General features: G+C 70.6%; 19 protein-coding genes. 15 read left to right on the top strand and 4 right to left on the bottom strand.

The features are described from left to right. Nucleotides 1-155 precede the first annotated feature (155 nt). Nucleotides 156-1,715, top strand: coding sequence for an amidohydrolase (locus tag C3E78_RS16720; protein ID WP_108580364.1), 1,560 nt, complete (start codon nt 156-158; stop codon nt 1,713-1,715). 68 nt (nt 1,716-1,783) lie between these two features. Continuing rightward, nucleotides 1,784-2,572: a 2-keto-4-pentenoate hydratase gene (locus C3E78_RS16715; protein WP_108580362.1), complete on the top strand. Its 789-nt coding sequence runs from the start codon at nt 1,784-1,786 to the stop codon at nt 2,570-2,572. Between the two features lie 29 nt (nt 2,573-2,601). Here C3E78_RS16715 and C3E78_RS16710 read toward each other — a convergent pair whose 3' ends face one another. After that, complete coding sequence (locus tag C3E78_RS16710; RefSeq protein WP_108580360.1) at nt 2,602-3,999, bottom strand: amidase; 1,398 nt, start codon at nt 3,997-3,999, stop codon at nt 2,602-2,604. A gap of 239 nt (nt 4,000-4,238) precedes the next feature. On the opposite strand from C3E78_RS16710, the gene C3E78_RS16705 reads away from it, so the two are divergent. Genes C3E78_RS16705 through C3E78_RS16690 form a run of 4 tightly spaced genes read left to right on the top strand, consistent with a single transcriptional unit; the run spans nt 4,239 to nt 8,902 of the window. Beyond that, nucleotides 4,239-5,312 carry a sugar ABC transporter substrate-binding protein gene (locus tag C3E78_RS16705; protein ID WP_159085929.1) on the top strand — a complete coding sequence of 358 codons (1,074 nt, stop codon included), beginning with the start codon at nt 4,239-4,241 and terminating at the stop codon, nt 5,310-5,312. Nucleotides 5,313-5,363: 51 nt separating this feature from the next. Continuing rightward, entirely contained in the window at nt 5,364-6,863 is a 1,500-nt protein-coding gene (locus C3E78_RS16700; protein WP_135804969.1) for a sugar ABC transporter ATP-binding protein, read from the top strand. Next, entirely contained in the window at nt 6,856-7,914 is a 1,059-nt protein-coding gene (locus C3E78_RS16695; protein WP_108580354.1) for an ABC transporter permease, read from the top strand. The genes C3E78_RS16700 and C3E78_RS16695 overlap by 8 nt, the downstream gene beginning before the upstream one ends. Nucleotides 7,915-7,924: 10 nt before the next feature. Further along, complete coding sequence (locus C3E78_RS16690) at nt 7,925-8,902, top strand: quinone oxidoreductase family protein (protein WP_108580352.1); 978 nt, start codon at nt 7,925-7,927, stop codon at nt 8,900-8,902. 70 nt (nt 8,903-8,972) lie between these two features. Here the strand turns inward: C3E78_RS16690 and C3E78_RS16685 are convergent, their stop codons facing one another. Then, nucleotides 8,973-10,937: a GMC family oxidoreductase N-terminal domain-containing protein gene (locus C3E78_RS16685; RefSeq protein ID WP_108580350.1), complete on the bottom strand. Its 1,965-nt coding sequence runs from the start codon at nt 10,935-10,937 to the stop codon at nt 8,973-8,975. Between the two features lie 108 nt (nt 10,938-11,045). Then, the gene (locus tag C3E78_RS16680) at nt 11,046-11,852 is read right to left on the bottom strand and encodes an alpha/beta fold hydrolase (protein ID WP_108580942.1); all 807 of its coding nucleotides are present in this window, start codon (nt 11,850-11,852) and stop codon (nt 11,046-11,048) included. Nucleotides 11,853-12,098: 246 nt separating this feature from the next. Between C3E78_RS16680 and C3E78_RS16675 the strand changes: the two genes are divergently transcribed. From C3E78_RS16675 to C3E78_RS16655, 5 genes are all read left to right on the top strand, one after another. Next, nucleotides 12,099-13,637 carry a sugar ABC transporter ATP-binding protein gene (locus C3E78_RS16675; protein ID WP_108580348.1) on the top strand — a complete coding sequence of 513 codons (1,539 nt, stop codon included), beginning with the start codon at nt 12,099-12,101 and terminating at the stop codon, nt 13,635-13,637. A 20-nt stretch (nt 13,638-13,657) separates the two neighbouring features. Then, nucleotides 13,658-14,731, top strand: a complete 1,074-nt coding sequence (locus tag C3E78_RS16670; RefSeq protein ID WP_108580346.1) for an ABC transporter permease — start codon at nt 13,658-13,660, stop codon at nt 14,729-14,731. After that, nucleotides 14,724-16,673, top strand: coding sequence for a GMC family oxidoreductase (locus C3E78_RS16665; RefSeq protein ID WP_108580344.1), 1,950 nt, complete (start codon nt 14,724-14,726; stop codon nt 16,671-16,673). The genes C3E78_RS16670 and C3E78_RS16665 overlap by 8 nt, the downstream gene beginning before the upstream one ends. A gap of 96 nt (nt 16,674-16,769) precedes the next feature. After that, complete coding sequence (locus C3E78_RS16660) at nt 16,770-17,780, top strand: sugar ABC transporter substrate-binding protein (protein WP_199906852.1); 1,011 nt, start codon at nt 16,770-16,772, stop codon at nt 17,778-17,780. Between the two features lie 224 nt (nt 17,781-18,004). Further along, the gene (locus C3E78_RS16655; RefSeq protein ID WP_108580340.1) at nt 18,005-18,754 is read left to right on the top strand and encodes an IclR family transcriptional regulator; all 750 of its coding nucleotides are present in this window, start codon (nt 18,005-18,007) and stop codon (nt 18,752-18,754) included. Here C3E78_RS16655 and C3E78_RS16650 read toward each other — a convergent pair. Beyond that, nucleotides 18,700-19,599, bottom strand: a complete 900-nt coding sequence (locus C3E78_RS16650; protein ID WP_199906850.1) for an IclR family transcriptional regulator — start codon at nt 19,597-19,599, stop codon at nt 18,700-18,702. The two genes, C3E78_RS16655 and C3E78_RS16650, sit on opposite strands and share 55 nt — an antisense overlap. Before the next feature lie 136 nt (nt 19,600-19,735). Here C3E78_RS16650 and C3E78_RS16645 point away from each other — a divergent pair, with 136 nt between their 5' ends. The 4 genes from C3E78_RS16645 (at nt 19,736) to C3E78_RS16630 (ending at nt 25,154) form a co-directional block, all read left to right on the top strand. Continuing rightward, nucleotides 19,736-20,572 (top strand): DMT family transporter, encoded by an 837-nt coding sequence (locus C3E78_RS16645; RefSeq protein ID WP_159085928.1) that lies wholly within the window; start codon nt 19,736-19,738, stop codon nt 20,570-20,572. Between the two features lie 202 nt (nt 20,573-20,774). Then, on the top strand, nt 20,775-22,223 hold the full coding sequence (locus C3E78_RS16640; protein WP_108580336.1) for an APC family permease: 1,449 nt from the start codon (nt 20,775-20,777) through the stop codon (nt 22,221-22,223). Continuing rightward, on the top strand, nt 22,213-23,049 hold the full coding sequence (locus C3E78_RS16635) for an alpha/beta fold hydrolase (RefSeq protein ID WP_108580335.1): 837 nt from the start codon (nt 22,213-22,215) through the stop codon (nt 23,047-23,049). The genes C3E78_RS16640 and C3E78_RS16635 overlap by 11 nt, the downstream gene beginning before the upstream one ends. A gap of 164 nt (nt 23,050-23,213) precedes the next feature. After that, nucleotides 23,214-25,154 carry a primary-amine oxidase gene (locus C3E78_RS16630; protein WP_108580333.1) on the top strand — a complete coding sequence of 647 codons (1,941 nt, stop codon included), beginning with the start codon at nt 23,214-23,216 and terminating at the stop codon, nt 25,152-25,154. The last annotated feature ends 4 nt before the right edge of the window (nt 25,155-25,158 follow it).

The following is a 25,158-nucleotide window of genomic DNA, read 5'->3' as shown; positions in this document are numbered from 1 at the left end:
CTCTAGGAAGGACGCGGCGTCGAGGGAATCGGACCTTGCCGGGGCAGGCGTAGGGGATTCCTTCAGGCACGCCGCGGTTCGGTGAGCGAGCCGGCGCTGTGGCGGGGGCGTCCGCGAGGGGCTTGCATGGGGCGACCACGACGAGAGGCCCCCGCATGTCCACCGCCTATGTCAACGCCGCGATCTACACCGGCGACCCCGAGCGCCCCTGGGTGTCGAGCCTCGTCGAGCGGGACGGTGTCGTCGTCGCGGTCGGCGACGACGACGCCACGGCCGACGAGGTCGCCGTTGCCGACGAGGTCGTCGACGTCGGCGGACGCATGATCATGCCGGGTGTGCACGACGCCCACACCCACCTGGTCAGCGGTCTCAACCGGTGGGAGGTTTCCTTCGCACCCGATGCCGGTGAGACCGAGATCGTCGCGGCGCTGCGAGCCTGGGACGGTCCGCGGCCCGTGGACACGCAGGGCAACCGGTGGCTCGTGGGCGGCCGCTACTGGCCCGAGGCGCTCGGTGAGAACGGGCCTGACCGGGCCTTCCTCGACGAGGCGTTCCCCGACGAGCCGGTCATGCTGCACGACCGCTCGGCGCACAACGTGCTGGTCAACGCGCGTGCCCTCGAGCTCGCCGGCATCGACGCCTCGACCCCCGACACCAAGAACGGCAAGGTCGTCCGCGACGCCGACGGACGGGTGACCGGCGAGCTGTACGAGCAGGCCCGCTGGCCGATCTTCCGGGTCATGGGGGTGCACGACGACGATGTCATGGGCCTCGCGGTGCGTCATGCCCGCGACCTCAACCACCGGTACGGGGTCACCTCGGTGCAGGACGCGTCGTCGACCGCCCAGCTGCTGCGGGTGCTGCGCTCGCTCGACGAGTCCGACGAGCTCGGCCTGCACGTCGCGGCGCACCTCGTCTGGCGCGAGGAGTCGTTCGGCATGGCGGGCCTCGACGAGCTCGACCGGATGATCGACCACCACGATGACTACGCGTCACGGCACGTCGACACGCGCTTCGTGAAGTTCTGGCTCGACGGCTCGCCGATCCCGCCCTACTGGACGCACTCGTGCATCCACGACGACGGGACCGTCGACGAGGAGCACCTGCTCATCCCGCAGGACGAGATGAACGCCGCGATGGTGCGCTTCGACGCCGCGGGGCTGACGGTCAAGGTGCACTGCGGGGGCGAGGGCGCCGTGCGACGCGCGCTCGACGCGGTCGAGCACGCTCGGGCGACCAACGGACCCGACGGGCCACGCCACGAGCTGGCCCACTGCTGCCTCGTGGACGCCGCCGACTTCGGCCGGTTCGCACCGCTGCGCGTGGGTGCCGAGATGTCGCCGGCGGTGTGGCACCTCGCCGAGCACGACGTGAGCCACCTTTACGAGTTCGACACCGTCGTCGCATCGGGGGCCGAGATGACCTTTGGCACCGACTGGAGCGTCGCGGACACGCCCAACCTGTTCCCCGCGCTGCAGGGCGCGATCCAGCACGGCGACCACTCGATCGATCTCGCGACGGGACTGGCGGCCATGACGATCAACGGGGCGCGAGCCGTCGGCCACGACGACCGGCGAGGCACGCTCGTGCCGGGCAAGGCGGCCGACCTCATCGTGCTCGACCGCAACCTGTTCGAGGTCCCGATCGATGAGATCGGGGACGCCGTCGTACTGAGGACCGTGGTCGGCGGGCGGACGGTGCACGACCTGATGTGATCGGTGCGGGGACTGCTGAGCGAGACAGCTCCGTTTACTCCCACCGCCTCGAGAGCCATCGTGGGCACATGACCGTGAACCAGGACAACGTCACTGCCGCCGCCCAGCGTCTCGCCCAGGCCGCCGACACGGGGCAGCCGTGCGAACCCGTCCGCGACCTGATCGGTCGCGACGACCTCGACAGCGCCTATGCCGTCCAGGACGTGCTGACCGCCCGCCGGGTGTCCGGCGGCGAGCAGGTCGTCGGACGCAAGATCGGCCTGACGTCGCTCGCGGTGCAGCAGCAGCTGGGCGTCGACCGTCCCGACTTCGGCGTGCTGTTCGGCTCGATGGGTCATGCCGACGGCGTCACGATCGCCGCCGCCGACCTCATGCAGCCGCGGGTCGAGGCCGAGATCGCGTTCGTGCTGGGCGCGGACCTCGTCGACGGTCCCCTCGATGCCGATCAGGTGCGTGCCGCGACCGATCACGTCGTGGCGGCGCTCGAGGTGTGCGGCAGCCGCATCCGCGACTGGGACATCAGCTTCGGCGACACGGTGGCCGACAACGCGTCGGGCGCGGCGTTCGTGCTGGGCACCGACCGGCGCAGCCTCGACGAGGTCGTGCCCGCGCAGGTCGAGATGACGATGTCGATCGACGGCGCGGAGGCGTCCACCGGCAACGGTGCGGCCTGCCTCGGCGATCCCGTCGAGGCCGTGGTGTGGCTGGCGCGCACGGCGCGTGACCTGGGCGAGCCGCTGCGCGCAGGTCAGGTCATCCTGTCGGGCGCGCTCGGGCCGATGCGACCCGTTGTCGCAGGTCAGACGGTCACCGCGACGCTGTCGGGTCTCGGATCGGTCTCGGTCGACTTCGCCTGAGCCCAAGCGCGAGGTGGAGGATCCACGGCTCAGGCGGGGGCGGCGAGGGTGAAACCGCCGAAGGCGTCCTCCAGCACGTCCATCGCCGCGAGCACGAGGTCCTCGCGCCAGGCCGGGGCGATGACCTGCACCCCCACGGGGAGCCCGTCCACCAGCGCGACCGGGGCGGACCCCGCCGGGAGCCCGGCCAGGCTGTAGGTGTGCGTGAAGTTGAACGCCTCGTACCGCAGGTAGCTCTCCTGGGGCACGCCTCCTGGAGGGGTCTCGTGCCGGGGCGCCTGCCCCGCGCAGACCGGTGCGAGCACGACGTCGTAGCCGTCCAACCAGCGCCGGACGTCGGTGCGCAGCGCGAGCATCGCCTGCTGCACCGCGAAGTAGTCGGCCGCGCTGGACGACGAGCCGTGCGGCGGGTGGTTGAGCAGCCGCAGGAACTGGGCCGTGTGGTGCGCCGGGTCGTCGTCGACCAGCGCCCGCAGTCCCTCCCCGCCGTCGGCTGCGGTCGCCCGGAAGAACAGCTCGGTCGCCGACGTCACGGAGGCGGGCGGTGCCGCCTGCTCCACGTGTGCTCCGGCGTCGGCGAGCGCCGCAGCAGCCGACCGGACCCCTGCCGCGACGACCGGGTCGGCCACCGCCGTGCCGTCCTCGACGTACCAGCCGACCCGCAGAGTAGCGATGTCGACGGCTCGATGGTCCCGCAGGCGGACGGGGTGCGAAAAGACGTCGCCGTGGTCGGGCCCGGCCATGACCTCGAGCAGCGTCGCGACGTCGGTGGTGGCGCGGCCCATCGGGCCGGCGTTGGTGATGTCGAACATGCTTCCGGCCCGACCGGGCGGCCAGGAGCCTGTCAGGGGGACTCGACCGGGCGTGGGGCGGAGGCCGAAGAGGCCGCAGTAGGCCGATGGCACGCGGATCGAGCCGCCGCCGTCGGTGCCCACCCCGACCGCCGACGCATCGGCGCCGAGCAGCGCTCCCTCGCCGCCGCTCGAGCCGCCGGGCGTCCGGTCAGGGTCGCGAGGGTGGACGGTCCTGCCGGTCGCGGGGCTGTCGGTCTCGTACGACAGCCCCAGCTCGGGCATCGTCGTCTTGGCCAGCACGACGCCACCGGCGGCGCGGATGCGCTGGACGAGCGCGGCGTCGGTGCCGGGTACCTCGGTGCGGGCCAGCGAGCCGGCGCGGCACGGCATCCCGGCGACGTCGATCATGTCCTTGACCGTGACCGGGACGCCCAGCAGCGGTGCCCGCTCGCCGGCGCGCAGACGCACGTCCGCCACGTCTGCCGCGCGCAGCACCGCGGCGTCGTCGCGGGCGGCGACGGCGTTGAGGTCGGCGGCCCCGTCGAGACGGTCCAGGTAGTGGGCGGCCAGCTCGCGGGCCGAGATGTCGCCCGCGTCGAGACGTGCGCGCCACTCGGCGACGGTGGGCTGCATGGTGACTCCTCGGCTCGGCGACACGTGCGGGCGTGGCGGCGCGCACGGTGGTTCCGACGACAATCGCGGTCCACCCTGCGAACCGCCGCGACCGCGGTTCGGTCAGCGAAACTTCGTCATCTGGACGTCGAACCATGCGTGCTGTAATCGGGCACCTTTCCGGCCGAGGAGACCAGCACCGTCGCGGCCGCATCGTCCAGTGCCGACCACCCGGCGCGCCCCCACACGGAGGAAAAGACATGTCGAATCGATCCCGTCGCCGCACCACGGCGCTCGCGCTGGCCCTCGGCGCATCACTGACACTGGCGGCCTGCGGCTCGGGCTCGGACTCCGGCTCGTCGGGGGGCGGAGGCGGCAAGGGCGACTTCACCGTCGGCATCTCCAACGCCCAGGGCGCCCAGCCGATCCTCAAGCTGACGCAGGACTCGTTCACCGCCGCGGCCAAGCGGGACGGCATCAAGGTCAAGGCGCTCGACGCGCAGCTCGACCCCGCCAAGCAGGTCACGGACGTCGACCAGCTCGTCGCCCAGCGGGTCGACCTGATCGTGGTCTACCCGCTCGACGCCAACTCCCTCAAGCCCGCGCTCAAGCGGGCCGAGGCGGCCGGCATTAAGGTCGTCGGTTGGGCTGGCATGGCCTCGCCCGACGCCGACCCTGGCGTGCTGACGTCGAACGTCGACACCGGCGGAAGCTACCGCGGCTCGAAGTTGCTGGGCGACTACGTCAAGGACAAGGTCGGCGGCCAGAGCAAGGTGCTGGGCGTCGGACTGGGCGTCCCGGTGCCGGCGCTCGAGACGATGATGTCGCAGTACGACAAGACCGTCACCGACGGCACCGACATCTCGTGGATCGGTCGCGTCGACAACCCGACCGACGACATCGCGGGAGCCCAGAAGGTCGTCGCCACGGCGCTCACGAAGTACCAGAACGACGTGCAGGCGATCATGGCCTACAACGACTCCTCGGCCATCGGTGCCGCCGTGGCTGCGAAGGCAGCGGGTCTGAAGGACGTCGTGATCGTGGGCCAGAACGGCGACGAGGACGGCGTCAAGGCGGTCGAGGACGGTCGTCTCAGCGCGACGGTCGATCTGGTGCCGTGGCGCACGGGCCTGATCCTCGCGACGGTCTCGAAGGCGATCCTCGACGGCAAGAAGGTGCCGGCCTACATCGAGAGCCCGACCGAGCTGTTCACCAAGGAGAACCTGGGCGACCGCGTCCCGTGGGACGAGGCGAAGTCCAAGATCGCCTCGGGCGCCATGACCTGCGCGGACGGCGGCGGCTGTCCCGACGACGTCGCGTCGCTCGTCAAGTAGGTGACCGTCCCGGACCCGTTCTACCGCTCCCACCCCTCGGAGGAGATCAGCATGGAGCCATCCGTCCTGCAGATGCTAGACGTGCACAAGCACTTCGGCCGCACCCACGCGCTCAAGGGCGTCGACTTCGAGCTGCGGGCGGGTGAGGCGCACGCCTTGCTGGGTGAGAACGGGTCCGGGAAGTCGACCCTCATGAAGGTCGCGTACGGAGAGGTGACGCCGTCGAGCGGGCAGGTGATGCTGCGCGGCGAGACGGTGAGCTTCGCCAACCCGCTGCAGGCCTCGCGGGCGGGCATCACGATGGTCGCCCAAGAGGTGCCGGTCGTTGAGAGCCTGACGGTGGCCGAGAACATCGCCCTGGGACGCCTGCCCGGCCGGGCGGTGCGTGTCGACTGGCGTGACGCACGCCGAGCGGCGTCCGAGGCTCTCGACGAGCTCGGGTCGGGCATCCGCGCCGACCAGCTCGTCGGGTCGCTCGGACCGGGTGACCGGCAGGTCGTGGCGATCGCGCGGGCCGTGGCTGCGAAGTCGTCGGTCGTGATCTTCGACGAGCCGACCAGTTCGTTGACCGCCGAACTGACCGAGTCGCTCTTCGAGATCATCCGCCGCATGAAGCAGCGTGGTCTGGCGATCGCGTTCATCTCGCAGCGGCTGCAGGACATCGAGCCGGTGGCCGACCGGGTCACGGTGCTGCGCGACGGGGCTCTGGTCGACACCCTCGACATCGCGGACGCCGACGAGTCGACGATCACCCGCCTGATGGTGGGCCGGTCGTTGACTGACTACTTTCACCGCGAGATCTCCACCGGTGACTCCTCAGCGGCCGAGCCGGTGCTGTCGGTGCGCGACCTGAGGGTCCCCGACCGTGTCGACGGGGTCAGCCTTGACGTGCGACCCGGTGAGGTCGTCGGCCTGGCGGGCCTCGTCGGCTGCGGACGCGTCGAGGTGGTGCGGTCGATCTTCGGCGCCGACGCCGCGACCGGCGACGTCACCGTGGCCGGCAGGCCCTATCAGCGCCGCACGCCGCGCGGCTCGATCAAGCGGCGCCTGGCGCTGGTGACCGGGGACCGCAAGGGCGAGGGCCTCCTGCCGGCCGCGAGCGTCATGCACAACCTGACCATGATCCCCAACAGCCGGCTGTCGTTGATGCCGATCCGGGCGGGCGGACAGCGTCGCGACGCCGTGGCGGCGATGCGCGAGCTGCACGTGCGTCCCGACGACCCGTCGCTGCCGGCCGGCAGCCTGTCGGGCGGCAACCAGCAGAAAGTCGTCATCGGCCGCTGGCTCGCGGGCAGCCCCCAGGTGCTGCTGATGGACGAGCCGACCCGCGGTGTCGACGTCGGCGCGAAGTCCGAGATCTACCGCCTCATCCGCGAGCTGGCCTCGCAGGGCGTCGCCGTGGTGATCAGCTCGTCGGAGAATGTCGAGCTGCTCGGCGTGTGTGACCGGGTGCTGATGATGCTCCGCGGACGCGTCGTGGCCGACCAGCCAGCCCACCAGCTCGACGAGCTGACCATCGCCGAACACGTCGCAGGAGTCCACCATGTCTGAGCCCACCCTCGCTCCCACGAACGAGAGCACCTCGCAGCAAGCCCAGCCGGCCGCGACCCCACCTGGCGGGACGCCACCGTCGCTGCGCGGTCCCGGAGTCGCGGGCAGTCTGCTGCACCGCTTCCGCGGCTTCGGCGGCGCCCTCGCCGCGCTGCTCGTGATGGTCGTCTACCTGTCGGTCACCCAAGAGTTCTTCCTGACCAAGGCGAACATCCTGAACGTCCTGTCGGGCAACAGCGCCATGATGATCACCGCGATCGGCCTCACGTTCATCGTGCTTTCGGCCGGCTTCGACCTTTCGGTCGGCGCGATCTACGCCGCCGCCGGATACGTCGCGTTCCGTACCCTCGACGCCGGCCTGCCGCCAATCGTCGCGCTGATCTTCGGCGCCCTCATGGGCATGTTCCTCGGCGGTGCCGTCAACGGCGTCCTGATCGGCCGCCTCCGTCTCAACTTCTTCGTCGTCACCCTCGGTACGTCCTCTCTGTTCACCGGCGCGCTCAACGTCGTCACCAACGGCAAGACCAGCTCGATCGACGAACCCGACAGCAGCCTGTTCTACTGGCTCGGCAACGGCAGCATCGCGACGATCCCGATCCCCGTCGTGCTCAGCCTCGTGGTGCTGCTTATCAGTCTCTACGTGCTGCGTTTCACGTCGTTCGGCCGCGCGATCTACGCCGTCGGCGGCAACCCCGAGGCCGCACGCCTGGCCGGCATCAACGTCTCGTGGGTCTACGTCTGCGTCTATGGCGTCGGCGGGCTGCTGGCCGCCACCGCCGGCATGGTCGACGCCAGCCGCCTCGCCTCGGCGTCGCCCACTGCCGGCGCGAGCCTCGCGCTGACCGCCGGAGCGGCCGTGCTGCTCGGCGGCACCAGCTTCTACGGGGGCATGGGCGGCGTCGGCGGCACCGTCATCGGCGTACTGCTCATCGCCGTGCTGCAGAACGGCCTCGGCCTCATGGGCGTCTCGGCCTTCTGGCAGGGCGTCGTCACCGGCATCGTTCTGATCGTTGCCGTCCTGCTCGACAAGCTGCAGTCGCGGTCGGCATGAAGACCCTGCTGTGAAGGCCCTGCGGATCCACGCGCGGGGTGAGCCGCCTCGCCTCGACGAGGTCGACGCACCGCGGCCCGGCGCGGGCGAGGCCTTGGTCGAGGTCGCGGCGGCCGGCCTGTCGCATTTCGACCTGACGGTGGCGAGCGGCGAGTTCGGCATCCGGCCAGGGCTGCCCTACGTCCCGGGCGTCGAGGGAGCCGGCACCGTGGTGGAGTCCGACGTGATCGCACCCGGCACGCGCGTCTCGATCCGCGGGGGAGGGGTCGGTACCACGACCCCCGGCACGTGGGCCGAGCTCGTCGTCGTCCCGCACGAGGCCCTCACCCAGGTGCCCGATGGTCTCGACCTCGACCTGGCGGCCGTGGCGCACGACCCGCTGACGACGGCGCACGTCAGTCTGCACAGGGTCGGCCGCCTGGGCGACTGGCCCGAAGCGGGCGTCGCAGCGGTCACCGACGAGGTCGTGCTGGTGACGGGCGCTGCCGGTGGCGTCGGCTCGATGGTCGTGCAGCTGGCGCTGAGGGCCGGCGCCCGGGTCGTCGCGCTGGTCTCGTCGGAGCACCGCGCCCCGCTGGTGCCGGCAGGCGCCGAGGTCGTGTCGATGCAGGACGCTGTTCGCGCGGCTGGGCTCGCGGGCGACCCCGTCGTCACGCTCGTGGTCGACACCGTCGGCGGTGCGGGCCTGGCCGAGCGCCTGGCCTGGGTGCGACCCGGCGGTCGCGTGGCGGTGGTCGGCTACACCGCTGGCACGTCGGCAACCTTCGACCTCCCCAACTGGCTGTTAGGCGACGTGTCGGTGCTGCCGGTCAACCTGCTGCGTCGCGCCGCCGAAGGCGAGGCGGTGGTCGACGGGCTGACCCGGTTGCTCGTCGACGGCGAGCTCGCCGTGCCACTCGAGGCCTTCGCGATGGACGACGTCGCCGCAGCTCTCGACCGCCTCGTCGCGGGCCAGGTACGCGGCAAGGCCGTACTGCACCCGCGCTAGCCCTGCGAGAACCTGACGCCCGGCCCCGGCTCCTTGCGAGGACCGGGGCAGGGCGTCACACGTCGGGGGGTCAGCGGGCCGCCTGCCAGTCGTCGAGGATGTGTTGGGCGGTCTTGCTGGCGAAGGCCTCGATCGAGACCATCGGGTTGACGCCCGGCGCGGTGGGCAGTGCCGAGGCGTCGACGACATAGACACCCGCGCAGTCGTGCAGCTGCCCGCGCCCGTCGACGACCGAGGTCGCCGGGTCGGTGCCGGTCGCGCAGGTGCCGCTCTGGTGCGCCGAAAGCGTCAGCACGTCGTCCTTCTCGAGGACTCCCAGCACGTCGAGGAAGGCGTCGAAGTCCTCGCCCTCACGCCAGCGCGGATCGCCCGGGAGGAAGGTGAAGATTTCCTTGGCACCCGACGCCTTGATGATGCGGGCGAGCTCCTGGTGCGTGCGACGAACGATGGCCAGGTCGACCGGGTCGTCGAGACCCCACGTCGCGACCGGCATCCCGTCCGCGTCGCGCTCGATGCGTCCAGCGCCGTGGTCGCGGGCGAAGCCCCAGACCCCTGAGACGTGCTTGAGGCGCAGCTGCTCGCGCTTGTGCTGCTCGCCGTCGTGCCAGGGGGTCAGGCCTGTCCAGAAGCCCAGACCCATGGGTGCGGCCTCAACGACGAAACCGCGCCCGTCCTCGACCTGGTTGAAGTCGTGGCAGACGCTCGTCAGGATCTGGCCCGCCCAGCCCTCGACGACCTCGTCGTAGACGCCGCTCATGAAGTACGAGGGGTGCACGTGCAGGTTGTGGCCCGCGGAGGGGCCGCCGACCCCCGAGCCGAGCAGCAGGGTCGGCGACGCTAGCGCGCCGGCCGCCACTACGACGACGGATGCCTCGATGACGACCTCGCGCTCCCCGTCGTGGGTGCTGACGACGGCCAGTACCCCGGTCGCCCGACCGTCTGCGTGCAGCACCTCGCGCACGTCGCAGTCGGCCAGCAGCCGTCCGCCGGAGTCGCTGGCGTCCTGCAGGAAGGTCTTCATCGTCGACTGCTTACAGCCCACCAGGCAGCCGGCGTTGCACTCGCCGCAGAAGCGGGCGTCGTCGTCGCGGGCGTTGCGGGCGAGGGTCTCGTGCGTCATGCCGGCCGCGTCGAAGCCCCGGTTGAGGATCTGGTTGACGCGGTTGTGCACGGTGTTGGCCGGGTCGGCGTTGATGCGCCGCATGACCGACTCGATGTGGGGTCCGAGCTCGGCGCGGGTGGCACCCACCATGCCGGCGGCCGTCCACTCGTCGAGGACGTAGTCGGGCGTCGGCAGGCAGGCCATCGAGTTGACGGTCGTGCCACCACCGACCGTCGAGCCGGCGAGCATGCCGACGCTCGCGTCGGTCGACCAGATGAAGCCGCCACCGAGGTAGAGGTTGGGGAACGACAGGGCCTCGAGTTGTGGGAGGTCGGGCTCGTTGCGGTACGAGCCCTTCTCGAGCACCAGCACGTCGAGACCGGCATGGGCCAGACGGGCCGCCGCGACGCCACCACCGGCACCGGAGCCGACGACCACGACATCGGCCCGCAGCGTCTGGTCGGCGTCGGCCGGGAGCGCCTCGCGGCGCAGCGTCTTGGGAAAGGCTTCCGCCGAGGGAGGTGCCAGCAGCGGTCCCGGGAACCCCAACGCCGGCCACGTCGGGTTGGACATCTGCTCGTCGGGGACCGTGTAGAACATCGCCAGCACGGTGCTCTGCAGGATGAGAGCTCCGGGGCGGGTCGCGTCGGACTCGAGCGTGTCCCGCCACACCGCGACACGGCGATCGGCGTCGGCAGTGGCGAAGTCGTCACCGAGGGCGGAGAGCGTCGTCGTGACGAGGGCCTGCACGTGAGGTGCCCACAGCGGCAGCACCGACGCCAGGATCTGGTCGACAGCCAGGTCCGTCGCGCTCGTGGTCCACAGGGTGCGCTCGGCAGCGTCCTCGGCCGGGACGTCGATCGCCGGCACGATCGTGTCGCACAGGGCGCTCAACAGGCGGATGTCGGTGGTGGGCGTCGCGTCGACGGTCACGGGGGCTCCTTCTCCAGGGGACTCCCATGGTGATCGACGCCACGTCGTGGCCGGGTCCCGGCGGTCCGATGAGCGGACCGCGGGACGATCGGCTCTTGCGTCGAGGCCCTACGACCGGAGGAAGGACTCCACGGCGTCGGCGACCTCGCGGCTCTTGGTCTCCATTAGCGGGATGGTTCCGCCGGGGATGATGGCCTGCTCCACGCGCTCGGCCTTGACCAGGTGCTCGGCGAGCTTGGCCACGGACGGCAGGGCGAACGGGTCGTCGCTCGCCCCGATCAGGAGCGTCGGGGCCACGACCTGACCGATCCGGTCCTCCATGACGTAGCGACCGCACGCCATGTGGCCCTCGGCGGGCGTGACGCCCGGCGCCAGGGCGTCCCGCACGAACCGGTCGAGGAGATCGGGGCGGCCGGCCGGGTAGTACGGCTGGCGCAGCGCCCACCACGTCGTCAGGTGGGAGCCGTCGTGGGCGACGTCCGCCTCGTCGACCCCCGGACCGCCGGCGTGGGCATCGCGGTACGCCTCGTCCGCCCAGGGAGCGGACGACAGCAGGAGCGAGCGGACGCGGTGGGGTGCCCGCGCGGCGACCTCCACGGCCACAGCGCCTCCGGTGTGGTGCCCGAGCAGGTCGGTTGTCTCGATCGACAGGGCGTCGAGGAACGCCAGCACGCCGTCGGCGATGGCCTCGATGGACTGCGGTGCCGGGATCTCGTAGCTGAGGCCGAAGCCGGGCATGTCGATCGCCAGCACGCGGTGGGACGCCGCGAGCAGCGGCAGGACCTCGCGGAACTCGTCGAACGACCGCGGCGTCTGGTGCATCAGGACGATCGCAGGGCCCTCGCCCTGCTCGACGTAGTGGACCTGCCCGAGGGGCGTGTCGGCGTAGGCGCGTCGCGGGGTGCTGATGCTCATGAGGGTCTCCGTCACCGGGTAGGGGTCCATCGGAGTATCGGCGAGGCGTGTCGGGCGGGCACCCCGGCCGGTCCGCTCAGCGGTCCGCCATCGGCCGTCGAGGGGCGCTTGTGTCGTGCCGGTTGCCGCGATGTTTCGAGTCCACTGAGCGGACCACGTCATGCAGGACGCGTCGGTGACCACTGTCACTGTGAGCCCACTTCGATGCTTTCGGAGTCTCGCAGCGAGCAGGAACGAGGACGATCGATGAGCGTGCACGACGACGCGGTTCGGACCACACCGCTGGTGGAGGTGGTGGGTGCCGTGCGCCGTTACCCCGGAGTGGTCGCGCTCAGAGGGGTCGACCTGACGATCCATGCCGGCGAGGTGCTGTCGCTGACCGGCGAGAACGGATCGGGCAAGTCGACCCTTGCCAAGATCATCGGCGGTGTCGAGCAGCCCGACGAGGGACGCATCCTGGTAGACGGTCGCCAGACCGTCATCACCGACCCGTCGGCGGCGCGCGATCTCGGGATCGTGATGATCAGCCAGGAACTGACGCTCGCCCCGTCTTTGACGGTCGCCGAGAACATCATGATGGGACGCCTGCCGCGTCGGGGCGGTCGTGTCGACTGGTCCTCGGCCCGTCGGCAGGCCAGGGAGGTCCTGGACCAGCTCGACGTGCACATCTCGGTCGACGTGCCGGTCCGCGAGCTCAGCGTGGAGCTGCAGCAGGAGGTCGAGATCGCTCGCGCCATCTCGTCCCAGGCGCGGCTGCTGATCCTCGACGAGGCGACCAGCTCGCTGTCGGAGGCCGCGACCGACCGGCTCCTCGAGCTGGTGCGGCTCCAGGCCCAGCGCGGCGTGGCCGTCCTGATGATCTCCCACCGCATGCCCGAGCTCTACTCGACGGCTCAGCGGGCGACGGTCCTGCGCGACGGGACGCTCGTCGGCTCGGTCCCGCTGCCCTCGACGCCCGAGGCGCAGCTGGTGCGCATGATGGTCGGCCGCGACCTCGGCGACTACTACGGGTCACGCGAGGTCACGATCGGCGAGACGGTGCTCGAGGTCGACGGCCTGGTCTCGGCCGACGGCGAGATGAGCCCGACGTCGTTCACCGTCAGCGCCGGCGAGGTCTTGGGCGTCGCGGGGCTGGTCGGATCGGGCAAGGCGCAGCTCGCGATGTCGCTCGGCGGGGCGATCCCCGCCAGCGGGACGGTCCGGGTGCGCGGCAAGGACGTGGCCCTCGGTGATCCCCGGCGGGTCATCGCGGCGGGTATCGGGTACGTCCCCGACGACCGCCGCAAGTCGGCCCTCCTGCCGGTCCGCAGCGTGTCCGACAACCTCTCCGTCTCGTGGCTGCGACGGTTGGGCCGCGGCGGCATCATCCGCACCTCGGTCGAGCGCCGACGCGTCAAGGACGCGATCGAGCGCTACGGCGTCAAGACGTCGTCCCCCGGCAAGCGGATCACCCTGTTGTCGGGTGGCAACCAGCAGAAGGTCATCCTCGGTCGCACCTTCGCGCTCGGCTGCGACGTCTACGTCCTGAGCGAGCCGACCCGCGGCGTCGACGTCGGCTCGAAGAGCGCCATCTACGCGATGCTCCACGAGCTCGCCTCGTCCGGCGCGGCCGTCATCGTGGTGTCGTCGGAGCTTCCCGAGCTGATCGGTCTGAGCGACCGGATCCTCGTCTTCTTCCGCGGATCGGTGTGCGGGGAGCTCACGGGGGACGACATCTCCGAACAGACCATCGGTGACCTGGCCGTCAGCGGTCGGGTACACGCGAACGACGTCTTGAACTCATGACCACGAAAGGAAGCACCCGCATGTCATCTGACCAGCTCGCCGCCGAGAAGAGGCCCGACTCGGGCCACGGCGGCCCCCCTCACGATGCGGCGCCGTCCCGGGCCGCGTCCATGTGGTCGGAGATCCAGCGCGTCTCGGGACGCAGCACCGGGGTCATCGCCGGGCTCGTCATCCTCTGCATCTACCTGGCGGTGACGCAGCCGGTGTTCGCGACGTGGGGCAACACGACCAACGTCGTCGCGGGCAACAGCGTCATCCTCTTGCTGGCCATCGGCGCCACGTTCGTGATCCTGTCGGGCGGCATCGACCTGTCGACGGCGGCGGCCGGAGCGGCGACCGCCATGGTCTTCGGCGAGCTGCTCTCTGCAGGCGTCGGTGCGTTCGTCGCCGTGGTAGGCACCTTGGCGTTCGGCCTGTTCCTGGGCGCCGTCAACGGCGTGCTGATCAGCTACCTGAAGATCCCGTTCCTCGTGGTCACTCTCGGCACGCTCTCGATCTTCGAGAGCTTCGCGCTGGTCCTCAGCAGCGGCAAGACCATCAACACGTTTACGCTCGACGGCTTCGAGCCGGTGTACCGCTTCGCGCTCGACGACGTCGCGGGCGTTCCCTACCTGCTGATCTTCGACGTCGTCGTGGTCGTCGTGGCCGCGCTGGTGCTGCGCTACACCTCGTTCGGTCGCGGCGTCTACGCGATCGGCTCCAACAGCGAGGCCGCGCGGCTCAACGGCATCAACGTGGCGCGCACGACGCTGATGGTCTACGTCATCGCTGGTCTGTGCGCGGGGCTCGCGGCCCTCGTGCAGGTCGGTCGCCTGACCGGCGCGTCGCCCAACATCGACTCCACGCTGCTGCTCACGGTCATCGCCGCGGTCCTGATCGGCGGCACGGCCTACACCGGCGGAGAGGGTGGGGTCGGCGGCACGGTGCTGGGCGTCCTGTTCCTCGGCGTCATCCAGAACGGTCTGACCCTCAGCGACGTGTCGACGTTCTGGCGCGGCACCGTCAACGGCCTCGTGCTGATCGTGGCGGTGGCGCTGGGCGTCGGTCGCGATCGCGGCTGGTTCCGTCTCCCGAAGGGGGGCACCCGTGGCTGACGCACTGAGCCCCTCGAAGCTCGACACGGTCGTTGCCGTCGCCGCGACCCTGCTGCCTCCGCTCGACCCACCAGACGGTGCCGAGCCCGGCCTCGCGGCCTACTTCCGCGACGGCGCGGCCGAACGTGGCATCGACATCTCGGTCGCCTCAATCGTCCCGCTGCTCGACGCCCCCGTGCGCAGCGCTGTGATGGCACTCGTCGCGTACCTCGAGGCGGAGGGGTTTGTCGACCTCGGGCTCGAGGACCGCGCTGCGGCTTTGCGTCGCGCCGCCGACGACCAGCACCTGCGCCTCGGCCTGCGCCACCTGAAGACGCTCGTCCTCGGCACCTTCGTCAACGGTGTGGGACCCGACCGTCGCAACCCGACGTGGCCCGTCCTCGGCTATCCCGGCCCGGTGTCGGCACCGGTGCCGCCCAGCGAGGCACCCGGTCGTCTGCCGGTACTCGACCCCGAGGAGTCGCGCGTCTCGGCCGACGTCGTGGTCATCGGATCGGGCGCCGGCGGTGCCGTCATCGCGGCGCGATGCGCGGCAGCTGGTCTGTCGGTGCTGGTGCTCGAGGCCGGTGAGCAGCGAGCCGAGGACTCTCTCAAGGAGCTCGACTCCGACGGGGCCGGCATGTTCCTGCGTGGCGGCATCCTCTGGTCCGAGAACGGCCAGATGGGCGTGCTGGCGGGCGCGGTCCTCGGTGGCGGGACGCTCATCAACTCGATGGTGTGCCTCAAGACGCCCGACGACGTGCGGGCCGACTGGGCGTCGCAGGGACTCACAGGTCTTGACGGCCCCGAGTTCGACAAGCACCTCGACCAGGTGTGGGACCGGCTGGGCGTCACGTCGGACGCCACGGTCTACAACGGCAACACGCGCGCCATGATCACGGGTCTGGCCTCACTTGGCTACGGGCACGAGCGACTGCCCCGCAACGCCGCGCGCGACGACGACTCGTCCCTGTGCGGATACTGTAACGCGGGCTGCCAGCGGGGGGCGAAGCGGACCGTGGTCCACACCTACCTGCAGGACGCCGTCGCGGCCGGCACCTCGATCATCGTCGGCTGCGAGGTCGACGAGATCCTCAGCGAAGACGGCGTGGCCACGGGGGTCAGGGCGACTCTCCGCCGCGCCGACGGTGACCGTCAGCTGGTCGTCGACGCCCCGTCGGTCGTGGTGGCTGCGGGCGGCATCGAGTCGCCTGCCGTGCTGTTGCGGTCGGGCATCGGAGGACCGGCGGTCGGCCGCAACCTGCGCCTGCACCCGGCATGGATCGTCACGGGCGTGTATGAGGAGTCGATCGAGGCCTGGCACGGACAGATCCAGTCGGCGGTCAGCTTCGACCTGACGAAGGTCGTCGACGGCGGCGGTTTCCTGGTCGAGAGCCTGGGCCTGAACCCCGGCACGTGGGCCGGACAGATGCCGTTCGTCGACGGGCGCACGACGCGCGAGCGGCTGCTCGACCTGCGCCGTTTCGCCACGTGGCACGGCGTCTCGCACGACCACGGGAGCGGCGAGGTCTACCTCGACGACGAGGGACGCGCCGCGGTTCGCTGGGAGCTTGACGACGTCGACCGCAAGATCGGCCTGCGGGCGCACCGCGAGCTCGCGGCGATGCACCGAGCCGCCGGCGCGGCCGAGGTGTTCACCTTCCACTGGAAGGACGTCAGGTGGCGCAAGGGCGAGGACTTCGACGCCTTCGTCGACTCTCTCGGCGACATCGACACCGACGACTACACGGCGTTCTCCGCGCACCAGATGGGCTCGTGCCGTCTGGGCGACGACCCCGAGACATCGGTCGCGGACGGCTGGGGGCAACTGCACGACGTCTCCGGCGTGTGGGTCGGGGACGCGTCGGCGCTGCCGGCCGCCCCGGGCGTCAACCCGATGATCACCATCATGGCGCTGGCCGAACGCACGGCCGAAGCGCTCATCCAGTCTCGGGGGATGTAGCCCCAGCGAGGCGCCGTCATCTCCCGGGTGCGCACCGCGCACTGTCAACACCCCACTGGTCACGTCGTCGACGTGATCCACCTCAGGAGGTTCCTCATGAAGACCCGTATGCCATTTCTCGGTGTCGTCGCAGGTGTGGCGCTCATCGCGTCCGCCTGCGGCTCGTCGTCGTCCGACGCCGGGGGGGCGTCCAGCGACTCGTTGACCATCGGCTACTCCACCCCGGTCGAGTCGCAGCCCAGCCAGCAGGACCTGATAGCCGGTCTCGAGACCGGCGCGAAGAGCCTGGGCTGGAAGACCGATGTCATCGATGCCAACCTGTCGCCCGACGCGCAGGTCTCCAACGTGCAGACGATGCTTCAGAAGAAGGTTGACGCGGTCTCGATCTGGACGCTCGACGCCGGTGCCATGCAGGGCACGTTCGCCCAGGCCGCCGCGGCCAAGATACCGCTGATCGGCGTCAACTCCACGGGTGACCAGATCGGCACGACCGTGTGGTGGCAGCTCAACCTGTGCAAGGCCGAGGACGCGCCCTTCAAGGTCGCCGCGCAGCAGTTCGCGAAGTGGCGTCCGGGCGGCAAGATCATCGTGATGGGCGGACCGCCGGTGCCCTCCATCCAGGGCAACGTCAAGTGCTTCACCGAGGCGGCCAAGGCCGCAGGGCTGACCGTCCTGTCTGAGACCGACAACGTCAAGGACAGCTCCTCGTCGGCCTCCGCGCTCACCTCCGACCTGCTATCGAAGTATGACGACGTAGACGCCTTCTGGGCCTACAACGACGCCTCGGCGCTCGGCATCTCGGCGGCCATCACCCAGGCTGGCAAAAAGATCTCGGACGGCACCAGCGACGGCGTCATCGTCACGGGCGCGAACGGCGACACCGACGCGATCGAGGCCGTCCGCCAGGGTCGTCTCACCGGCACCTGGGACCCGCAGCCCAACGCGACCGGTCTCGCCGTGATCAAGGCCTTGCAGGACGCCAAGGCCGGCAAGGCCGAGAAGGAGCTCGTCGTCGAGTCGGTCTTCTGGTCGGCCGAGAACATCGACACGTACAAGAAGCCCGGATCGCGTGGCCACACGCTCGACACCATCCCGCTGGTCAAGTAGGACGGCTCCGGCGGGCCCCTGGTCCTGACGGACGGGGGCCCGTTCGGGGGGGTGGACGCGACGCGGCGCAAACCTTCTCGACCCGGTTCCGCTTGACGGAATTCTCTCATGACGAAGCGGCCGCGATCATGTTCACTATTTCGATGGACACGTCGAGCGATCGAAGGCGGCACTCGCACCCTCACCCCGGAAGCCATCCGCGTCGTCCGCAGACCACCAGCCCGATGGGCGAGGGTCTCGGCGACGGAGCGAACAGCGTACTGGGCAAGGTGCGGCTGATCCTGGAGGCGTTCGGGGTCGACGACGACGGCCTCACCCTGTCCGAGCTCTCGCGACGCACCGGGATACCCAAGGCGTCGGTGCACCGGCTCTGTCACGAGCTGGTCGCGTGGGGGATGCTCGAGCGCGGGGACGTCGAGTACCTGCTCGGCGTGCGCGCCTTCGAGCTGGGCTCCCGCGTGTCGCGGCTGCGTCGCCTGCGTGAGACATTTCGTCCGCACATGGAGAGCCTGCACTTCCTGACCAAGGAGACCGTCCACCTCGCGGTCCTCGACGGTCTCGAGGTGCTGTACCTCGAGAAGGTCAACAGCCACGCCCAGAAGACCCGTCCGTCGCGCATCGCCGGACGCATGCCTCTGCACTGCACCGCCACGGGAAAGGTCCTGCTCGCGCACGGCGAGCCCGGGCTGCTCGACGAGGTGCTGAGAAAGGGCCTGCCGCGGTTGACGCGCTCGACCGTCGTGCTGCCCCGCGTGCTGCAGGAGCAGGTCGCCCGCGCGCGCGAGGCCGGTTTTGCGGTCGAGATGGAGGAGACGACGGCGGGCTTCGCGAGCGTGGCCGTGCCCGTGTACGGCGACTCGGGCCGAGTCGTCGCGGCCCTCTCCGTCACGGCCCCGTCGTTCCGTGCCGACGTCCCGGCCTACGTCCGGGCGATGGCCGACGTCCGTCGACGAGCCGGGTTCGCTGCGGCCTGAGCCACGCCCGTCACAGTCTGCCCCAACGGGCCCGGGAGCGGTGGTGCGTCCCTGCTGCGGCGCGTCGTGACGCCGCAGGAAACGAGCTGCCGGCTGATGCCGAGCGCTGTCGTGCGCACGGCCGCCGCGAGCCGCCACGGCTCGTAGCGGTCGATCGGCACGGACACCGACACCGCGGCCTGCGCCTTGCCGTCGACCATGATCGCCGACGCCACGCAGGCGACGCCGAGGTTGGCCTCCTCGCGTTCCAGCGTCACGCCGGTCTGCCGAGCCTCCGCCAGCTGAGCGGCGAGTGCTGCCGGGTCCGTCACCGAGGCCCTGGTGAGCCGGGGGAGAGGGCGCCGGAGGGCCTGTGCCTCCGCGGCGGGGTCGGCGGCGAGAAGTGCCTTGCCCACCGCCGTGCAGGTGAGGGGCAGCCGGCCCCCCACCCGGGACGGCAGGTCGATGCTCCCGTGGCCGTGGATCTTTTCGGCGTACACGACGTCGAAACCGTCACGCAGACCGAGGTGGACGGTCTCGTGGGTGGCCTCGAACAGGTCCTGGAGGAACGGGACGGCCGCGTCGCGGATCGTGCGGCTCACCGGCACGAGCCGGCCGAGCTCGAACAGCATCAACCCGGCTGAGTAGCGTCCGTTCTCGAGCCGCAGGAGCCTGAGACGCACCAGGTCGTGAGCGAGCCGGTGCGTCGTGGTGCGGGTGAGGCCGCCGGCCTCGACCAGCTCGCTGAACGTCAGAGGCTCGCCGTCGGGCCGGAACGCCGTCAACAGCTGGACGGCGCGGTCGAGCATCGACGGCGGGCGTTCGTCGGCGCGCTGCATCGACCCACCCTGGACCGACGACGCCACGACGACCACCTCGGTGGGTCGCTGGACGGAACGCCACGCAGCCCATGACGGCGGAGGCCACCTTGTTTCAGTCACCGAGACCGGGATGACCATCGGCGGACGTGGCCCGGGAGGATCAGCGTCTCAGGAGGTCACCATGGCGGTGCTGTTCGCGCTGCTCGCTTCGGCGTGCGGCGGCACGGCCGACTTCGTGGGAGGCATCGCCAGCCGGCGCCTGCCCTCGGTCGTGGTCGTGGCCGCCTCGCAGTCGGCGGGCCTGGTCGTGATCCTGGCCGTGGCCCTCGTGACGCGACCGGTCAGCGCCCACCCGGGCCAGCTGGTCTGGGCCGTCGCGGCGGGGGTCGGGATGGTGCTCGGTCTCGTGGCCTTCTACTCCGCGCTGTCGGTGGGGACGATGGGAGTGGTCGCACCCGTGAGTGCCCTCGGCGTGCTGGTGCCGGTGCTGTGGGGGGTCGTACACCTCGGCGAGGTGCCCTCGGGCCTCGCGGTCGCCGGTGCGGTGCTCGGCATCGCCGGTGTCGTGCTGGCCTCGGGTCCTGAGCTGACCGACCGGCTGGCCGCACGACCGATCGTGCTGGCGGCGTTCTCGGGGATCGGGTTCGGCTCGGCGACGGCCTTCATCGGGGAGGCGGCCGACGGCGGCATCGTGTGGACCGTGGTGATCCTCAAGGTCACGATCGTCGTGCTGTCGGTGCCTGTGCTGGGTCGTCGCCGCCGGACGCTCGCCGACGTGCCTCGGCGCTGGTTGGCCGGTGTCGTCCTGTCGATCGGCGTCGTCGACGTCGCCGGCACGCTGCTGCTCGCCCACGCGACGACGCTGGGGCTCGTGAGCCTGGTCGGGGTGGTCGCTTCGCTGTATCCCGTGTTCACGGTGCTGCTCGCCCAGTGGATGCTGCGCGAGCGGATGCTGCCGGCGCAGCAGCTCGGCGCGCTCGTCGCCTTCGCCGGCGTCGCACTGCTCGGCCTGGCCTGACCCGGTCTCGACCGAGGACTGATTTTTCCGCGTTCGTGACGCCCCGGCAACAGGAATGCACAACGATGAGTCCCACGTCGGCGTGCCGGCATGTGTCGCTCAGCGAACCGGGCGCGTGGTCAGGGGGAGCGTGACTCTCCACACTGTCCGCTAATCGACGGCCGTACACCCCCTTGACCGTCCCAGCAAGAGGAGCTTTCCCATGGCGGAACGAACAGAGACCCATCGGTCTCTCCCCGGCAAGGAGACGGAGCTGGCGCAAGGAAGCCTCGGCGTCTCGCACATCGTGTTCATGGTCATGGCGACCGTGGCACCCGCCGGAGGCGCCGTGGCGATCCTGCCGCTCGCGATCGGCCTGGGCGTCGGCGTCGGCACGCCGGGCATGTACGTGTTCGTCATGGCGATCATGCTGCTGTTCGCCGTCGGCTTCACCAAGATGGTCCCGCACGTGCACAACGCGGGCGCCTTCTTCGCCTACATCGTCAAGGGCATCGGACGCCCGTTCGGCCTCGCGGGGGCCTACATGGCCACGACTGCGTACCTCGCGCTCGCCTCGGCGACCGGCGGCGCGATGGGCTTCTTCGCCGCCGGCAGCGCCGACAAGCTCCTGGGCATCGACCTGCCGTGGTGGCTCTACACCCTGGTCGGCCTGACCATCGCGTTCACGCTCGGCTACCTGAAGATCACCCTCGCGGCCGGCGTGCTCGGGGTGGCGCTGGTCCTCGAGCTGATCGTGGTCCTGGTGCTGGACATCGCGATCATCGCGCAGAACGGCCTCAGCAGCCTGCCGGCCAGCTCGTTCAGCCTCGACAACGTCTTCGCCCCGGGTGTGGTGGGCGTCGGCATGATCTTCGCGTTCTCGTGCTACCAGGGCTTCGAGGGCACCGCGATCTACGCCGAGGAGGCCAAGGACCCCGAGCGCACCGTCCCGCGGGCGACCTACATCTCGATGGCCTGCATCGGCGTGTTCTTCGTGCTGACGTCATGGGCGTTCCTCGCGAGCTCGGACGGCGCGACCGCAGCGGCGGGCAAGAGCCCCGGCACGTTCGCGTTCGACCTCAGCGACGAGTTTGTCGGGTCGGCGTGGACGACGATCTTCGAGGTGCTCATCGTGACGAGCTGCTTCGCCGGCGTGCTGGCGTTCCACAACGCGGCCTCGCGCTACATGTTTGCCCTCAGCCGGGACGGCTTCCTGCCGCGGCAGCTGCGCACCCTGCACCCCAAGCACCAGTCGCCGGTCGTCGCCGGCTCGACGGGCTACGCGGTCGAGGTCGTCGTCGTCATCGGCTTCGCCGTCGCAGGGCTCGACCCGCTGACCACCCTCACGTCGGGTCTCACGGGCTTCGGCGCGGTCGGCCTGATGCTGCTGATCACCACGACGTCGCTGGCGGTCCTGGTGTACTTCGCCCGTCAGGGAATCTTCGGCTGGGCGCAGACCGTCGCACCGGGCCTGTCGCTGATCGGGTTCGGCGCGATCACCTACTTCGCCCTGTCGAACTTCACCGCGATCACGGGCACCGACTCCACGATCATCAACGGGATGCCGTACCTGCACCTGCTGACGATCGTCGTCGCGATCGCCGTGGCCCTGCGGGCCCGCCAGGAGCGCCCGGAGACCTACGCGAACATGGGTCGGACACTTGTCGACTGACCTCGCCGACGCAGCCGTGCGCCTGGGGTACGCCGACACGCCGTTGGGCCAGCTGCACTACGCGGAGGCAGGCTCGGGGGGCACGCCGCTCATCTGCCTGCACCAGACCCCCCGGTCGCACGACGAGTTCGCCGAGCTGATGCCGCTGGTCGGCCCGCACTACCGCACCATCGCGATGGACATGTACGGGTTCGGCCAGTCGGCCAAGCCGCAGGGTCCCCAGAGCATCGAGCAGTACGCGGCGGGGGCCCTGCACCTGGCCGACGCACTCGGCCTGGAACAGTTCGCGGTGCTGGGGCATCACACGGGTGCCGTCGTCGCGGTCGAGGTCGCGGCCGCCGCGGCCGACCGGGTCGCAGGAGTCGTGCTGTCCTCGCCGGCCTACACCGGCCCTGAGTTCCGCGCCGAGCAGGCGGACGGCCCCGGCGGCGTCGACGACGCCGCGGTGGACGACGAGGGTGGCCACCTCGTGACGTGGTGGAACCAGCGCCGGCCCCACTACCCGGCGGCCCGGCCGGACCTGCTCAATCGCTACGTCCGCGACGCGTTGGCACCCGGCGTCGACCCGCTGGAGGGTCACCTCGCGTGCGCGCGGTACGTCATGGAAGACCGGATCGGCCTGGTCTCGGCCCCCGTGCTGATCCTGGGCGCGGACGCCGATCCGTTCGCGTTCCCGGACCTCGAGGTCGTCCAGGCGCGACTGACCGGGGCGCGCAGCGTCGACGTCGTGGTCGTCGAAGGCGGCACGATCCCGCTGACGGAGCAGCTGCCCGCGGCCGTCGCGGCGGCCGTCGTGCCCTTCCTCGAGGGGCTCGCCGGTCGATAGCGACGGCGACGGCAGGAGATCGACGGTGGCGGCATCCCTCGGGGTGCCGCCACCGTCGTGCGTCCCGGTGGGCGCGCAGCCCGCTGAGCGAAACGACCGCGCCCACGAACGACGAGCCGGTGGTTGTGTGGGCGAGACCTTGCACGACGAAAGGACCCACCCCCGTGCGCAACCCCCTGTTCGACTCCCTGACCGCCGACGAGATGCGTCGCGTCGCAGCCATCGTCCGCCGGGAGAACCTCGCCGAACGTCCCGGCTTCGCCGCGGTCTACACCGACGAGCCCGACAAGCGACTCCTGCGCGAGGGCGTCGCCGTCGCACGGCGCGCCCGCGTCCTGCTCGTCGACCGGGCGACGGGTGCCACCCACGACCTAGTCGTCGACCTCGACGCCGACGCGCTGGTCTCGTCGAAGCCGATCAACGACGGAGCGGCACCTGTGCTGCTCGACGAGTTCGATCTGGTGCCGGATCTCATCAAGAAGGACCCGCGCTACATCGAGGCGCTCGCCAAGCGCGGCATCACCGACATGGACAAGGTGCAGATCGACCCGTGGGGCGTCGCCAACATGGCGGTTCCCGGCGTGCTCGACTACCCCGTCGAGGGACGCCGGCTGGCGGGCTCGGTCACGTACTACCGCGACTTCCCGGCCGACAACGGCTACGCCCACCCCGTCGAGGGTGTCGTCGCCGTCGTCGACCTCGTGACGCTCGAGGTCATCGAGGTGCACGACTTCGGCGTGCGGCCGATGAACAAGGAGCAGGCCAACTACACCGCCGACGCCAACCAGCCGATGCGTACCGACATCGCGCCGCTGGAGATCACGCAGCCCCAAGGCGTCGGCTTCACGATCGACGGCCCCGAGCTGACGTGGCAGAAGTGGCGCTTCCGCATCAACTGGCACCCGCTCGAGGGTCTCGTGCTGCACGCCGTGGAGTACCAGGACGACGGCGAGTACCGCTCGGTGCTGCACCGCGCCTCGCTCGGCGAGATGGTCGTCCCCTACGGCGACCCGTCCAAGGAGCACTTCTGGCGCAGCGCCTTCGACGCCGGCGAGTTCGGCCTCGGCAAGCTGGCCAACTCCCTGCGCCTGGGCTGCGACTGCCTCGGCGAGATCGTCTACCTCGACGCCGTCAACGCCGGCGAGGACGGCGAGCCGACGACGGTCGAGAACGCGATCTGCATCCACGAGGAGGACGCCGGCATCCTGTGGAAGCACACCGACTGGGTGACCGGCGACGTCGACGTGCGGCGTTCGCGCAAGCTCGTCGTCAGCTTCATCGCGACGGTCGGCAACTACCACTACGGCTTTTACTGGAACTTCTTCCAGGACGCGTCGATCCAGGTCGAGGTCAAGCTGCTCGGCATCGTGCAGACCCGCTCGGTCGAGGCGGGCGAGACCTCGGCGCACGGCACGCGCATCGCCGAGAACCTTGTCGCGACGTACCACCAGCACCTGTTCTCGTTCCGCCTCGACCCCGAGGTCGACGGCTGGGAGAACACCGTCGTGCAGAACGACGCCTACGGCGTGCCGGTCGGCCCCGACAACCCGTACGGCAACGCGATCGGCGTCCACCGCACCGTCATCGACCACGAGCTGGCGGGCGACGACCACACCAACACGCAGACCTCGCGCAACTGGTCGGTCCTCAACCGGTCGAAGACCAACGCGTGGGGCAACCCGGTGGGCTACAAGTTCCTGCCCGGCTGGTCATCGGCCACGATGCTCGCCCAGGCACCGTCGCTGGTCGCCAAGCGTGCCGGCTTCGCGACCCGCAACATGTGGGTCACCCCCTACTCGCCCGACGAGATGCGTCCGAGCGGTGACTTCCCGAACCAGAGCCGTTCGGGTGACGGCCTGCCCCGCTGGACGGCGGCCGACCGGCCGACCGAGGACACCGACGTCGTGCTGTGGCACACCCTCGGCGTGACGCACGTGCCCCGGGCCGAGGACTGGCCCGTCATGCCGACCGAAGTGGCGGGCTTCATGTTGATGCCGGCCAACTTCTTCGACAAGAATCCCGCCCTCGACGTGCCCGCGTCGCAGTCCGCCCACACGGGCGGCAGCGGACACGGCGACCGTCCCACCGACCAGCACTGCCACTGACGTG

This window comes from Aeromicrobium chenweiae (assembly GCF_003065605.1).
Taxonomy (GTDB): domain Bacteria; phylum Actinomycetota; class Actinomycetes; order Propionibacteriales; family Nocardioidaceae; genus Aeromicrobium; species Aeromicrobium chenweiae.
Note: the sequence above shows the minus strand (reverse complement) of the source record. Positions and strands in the feature narration are given on the sequence as shown.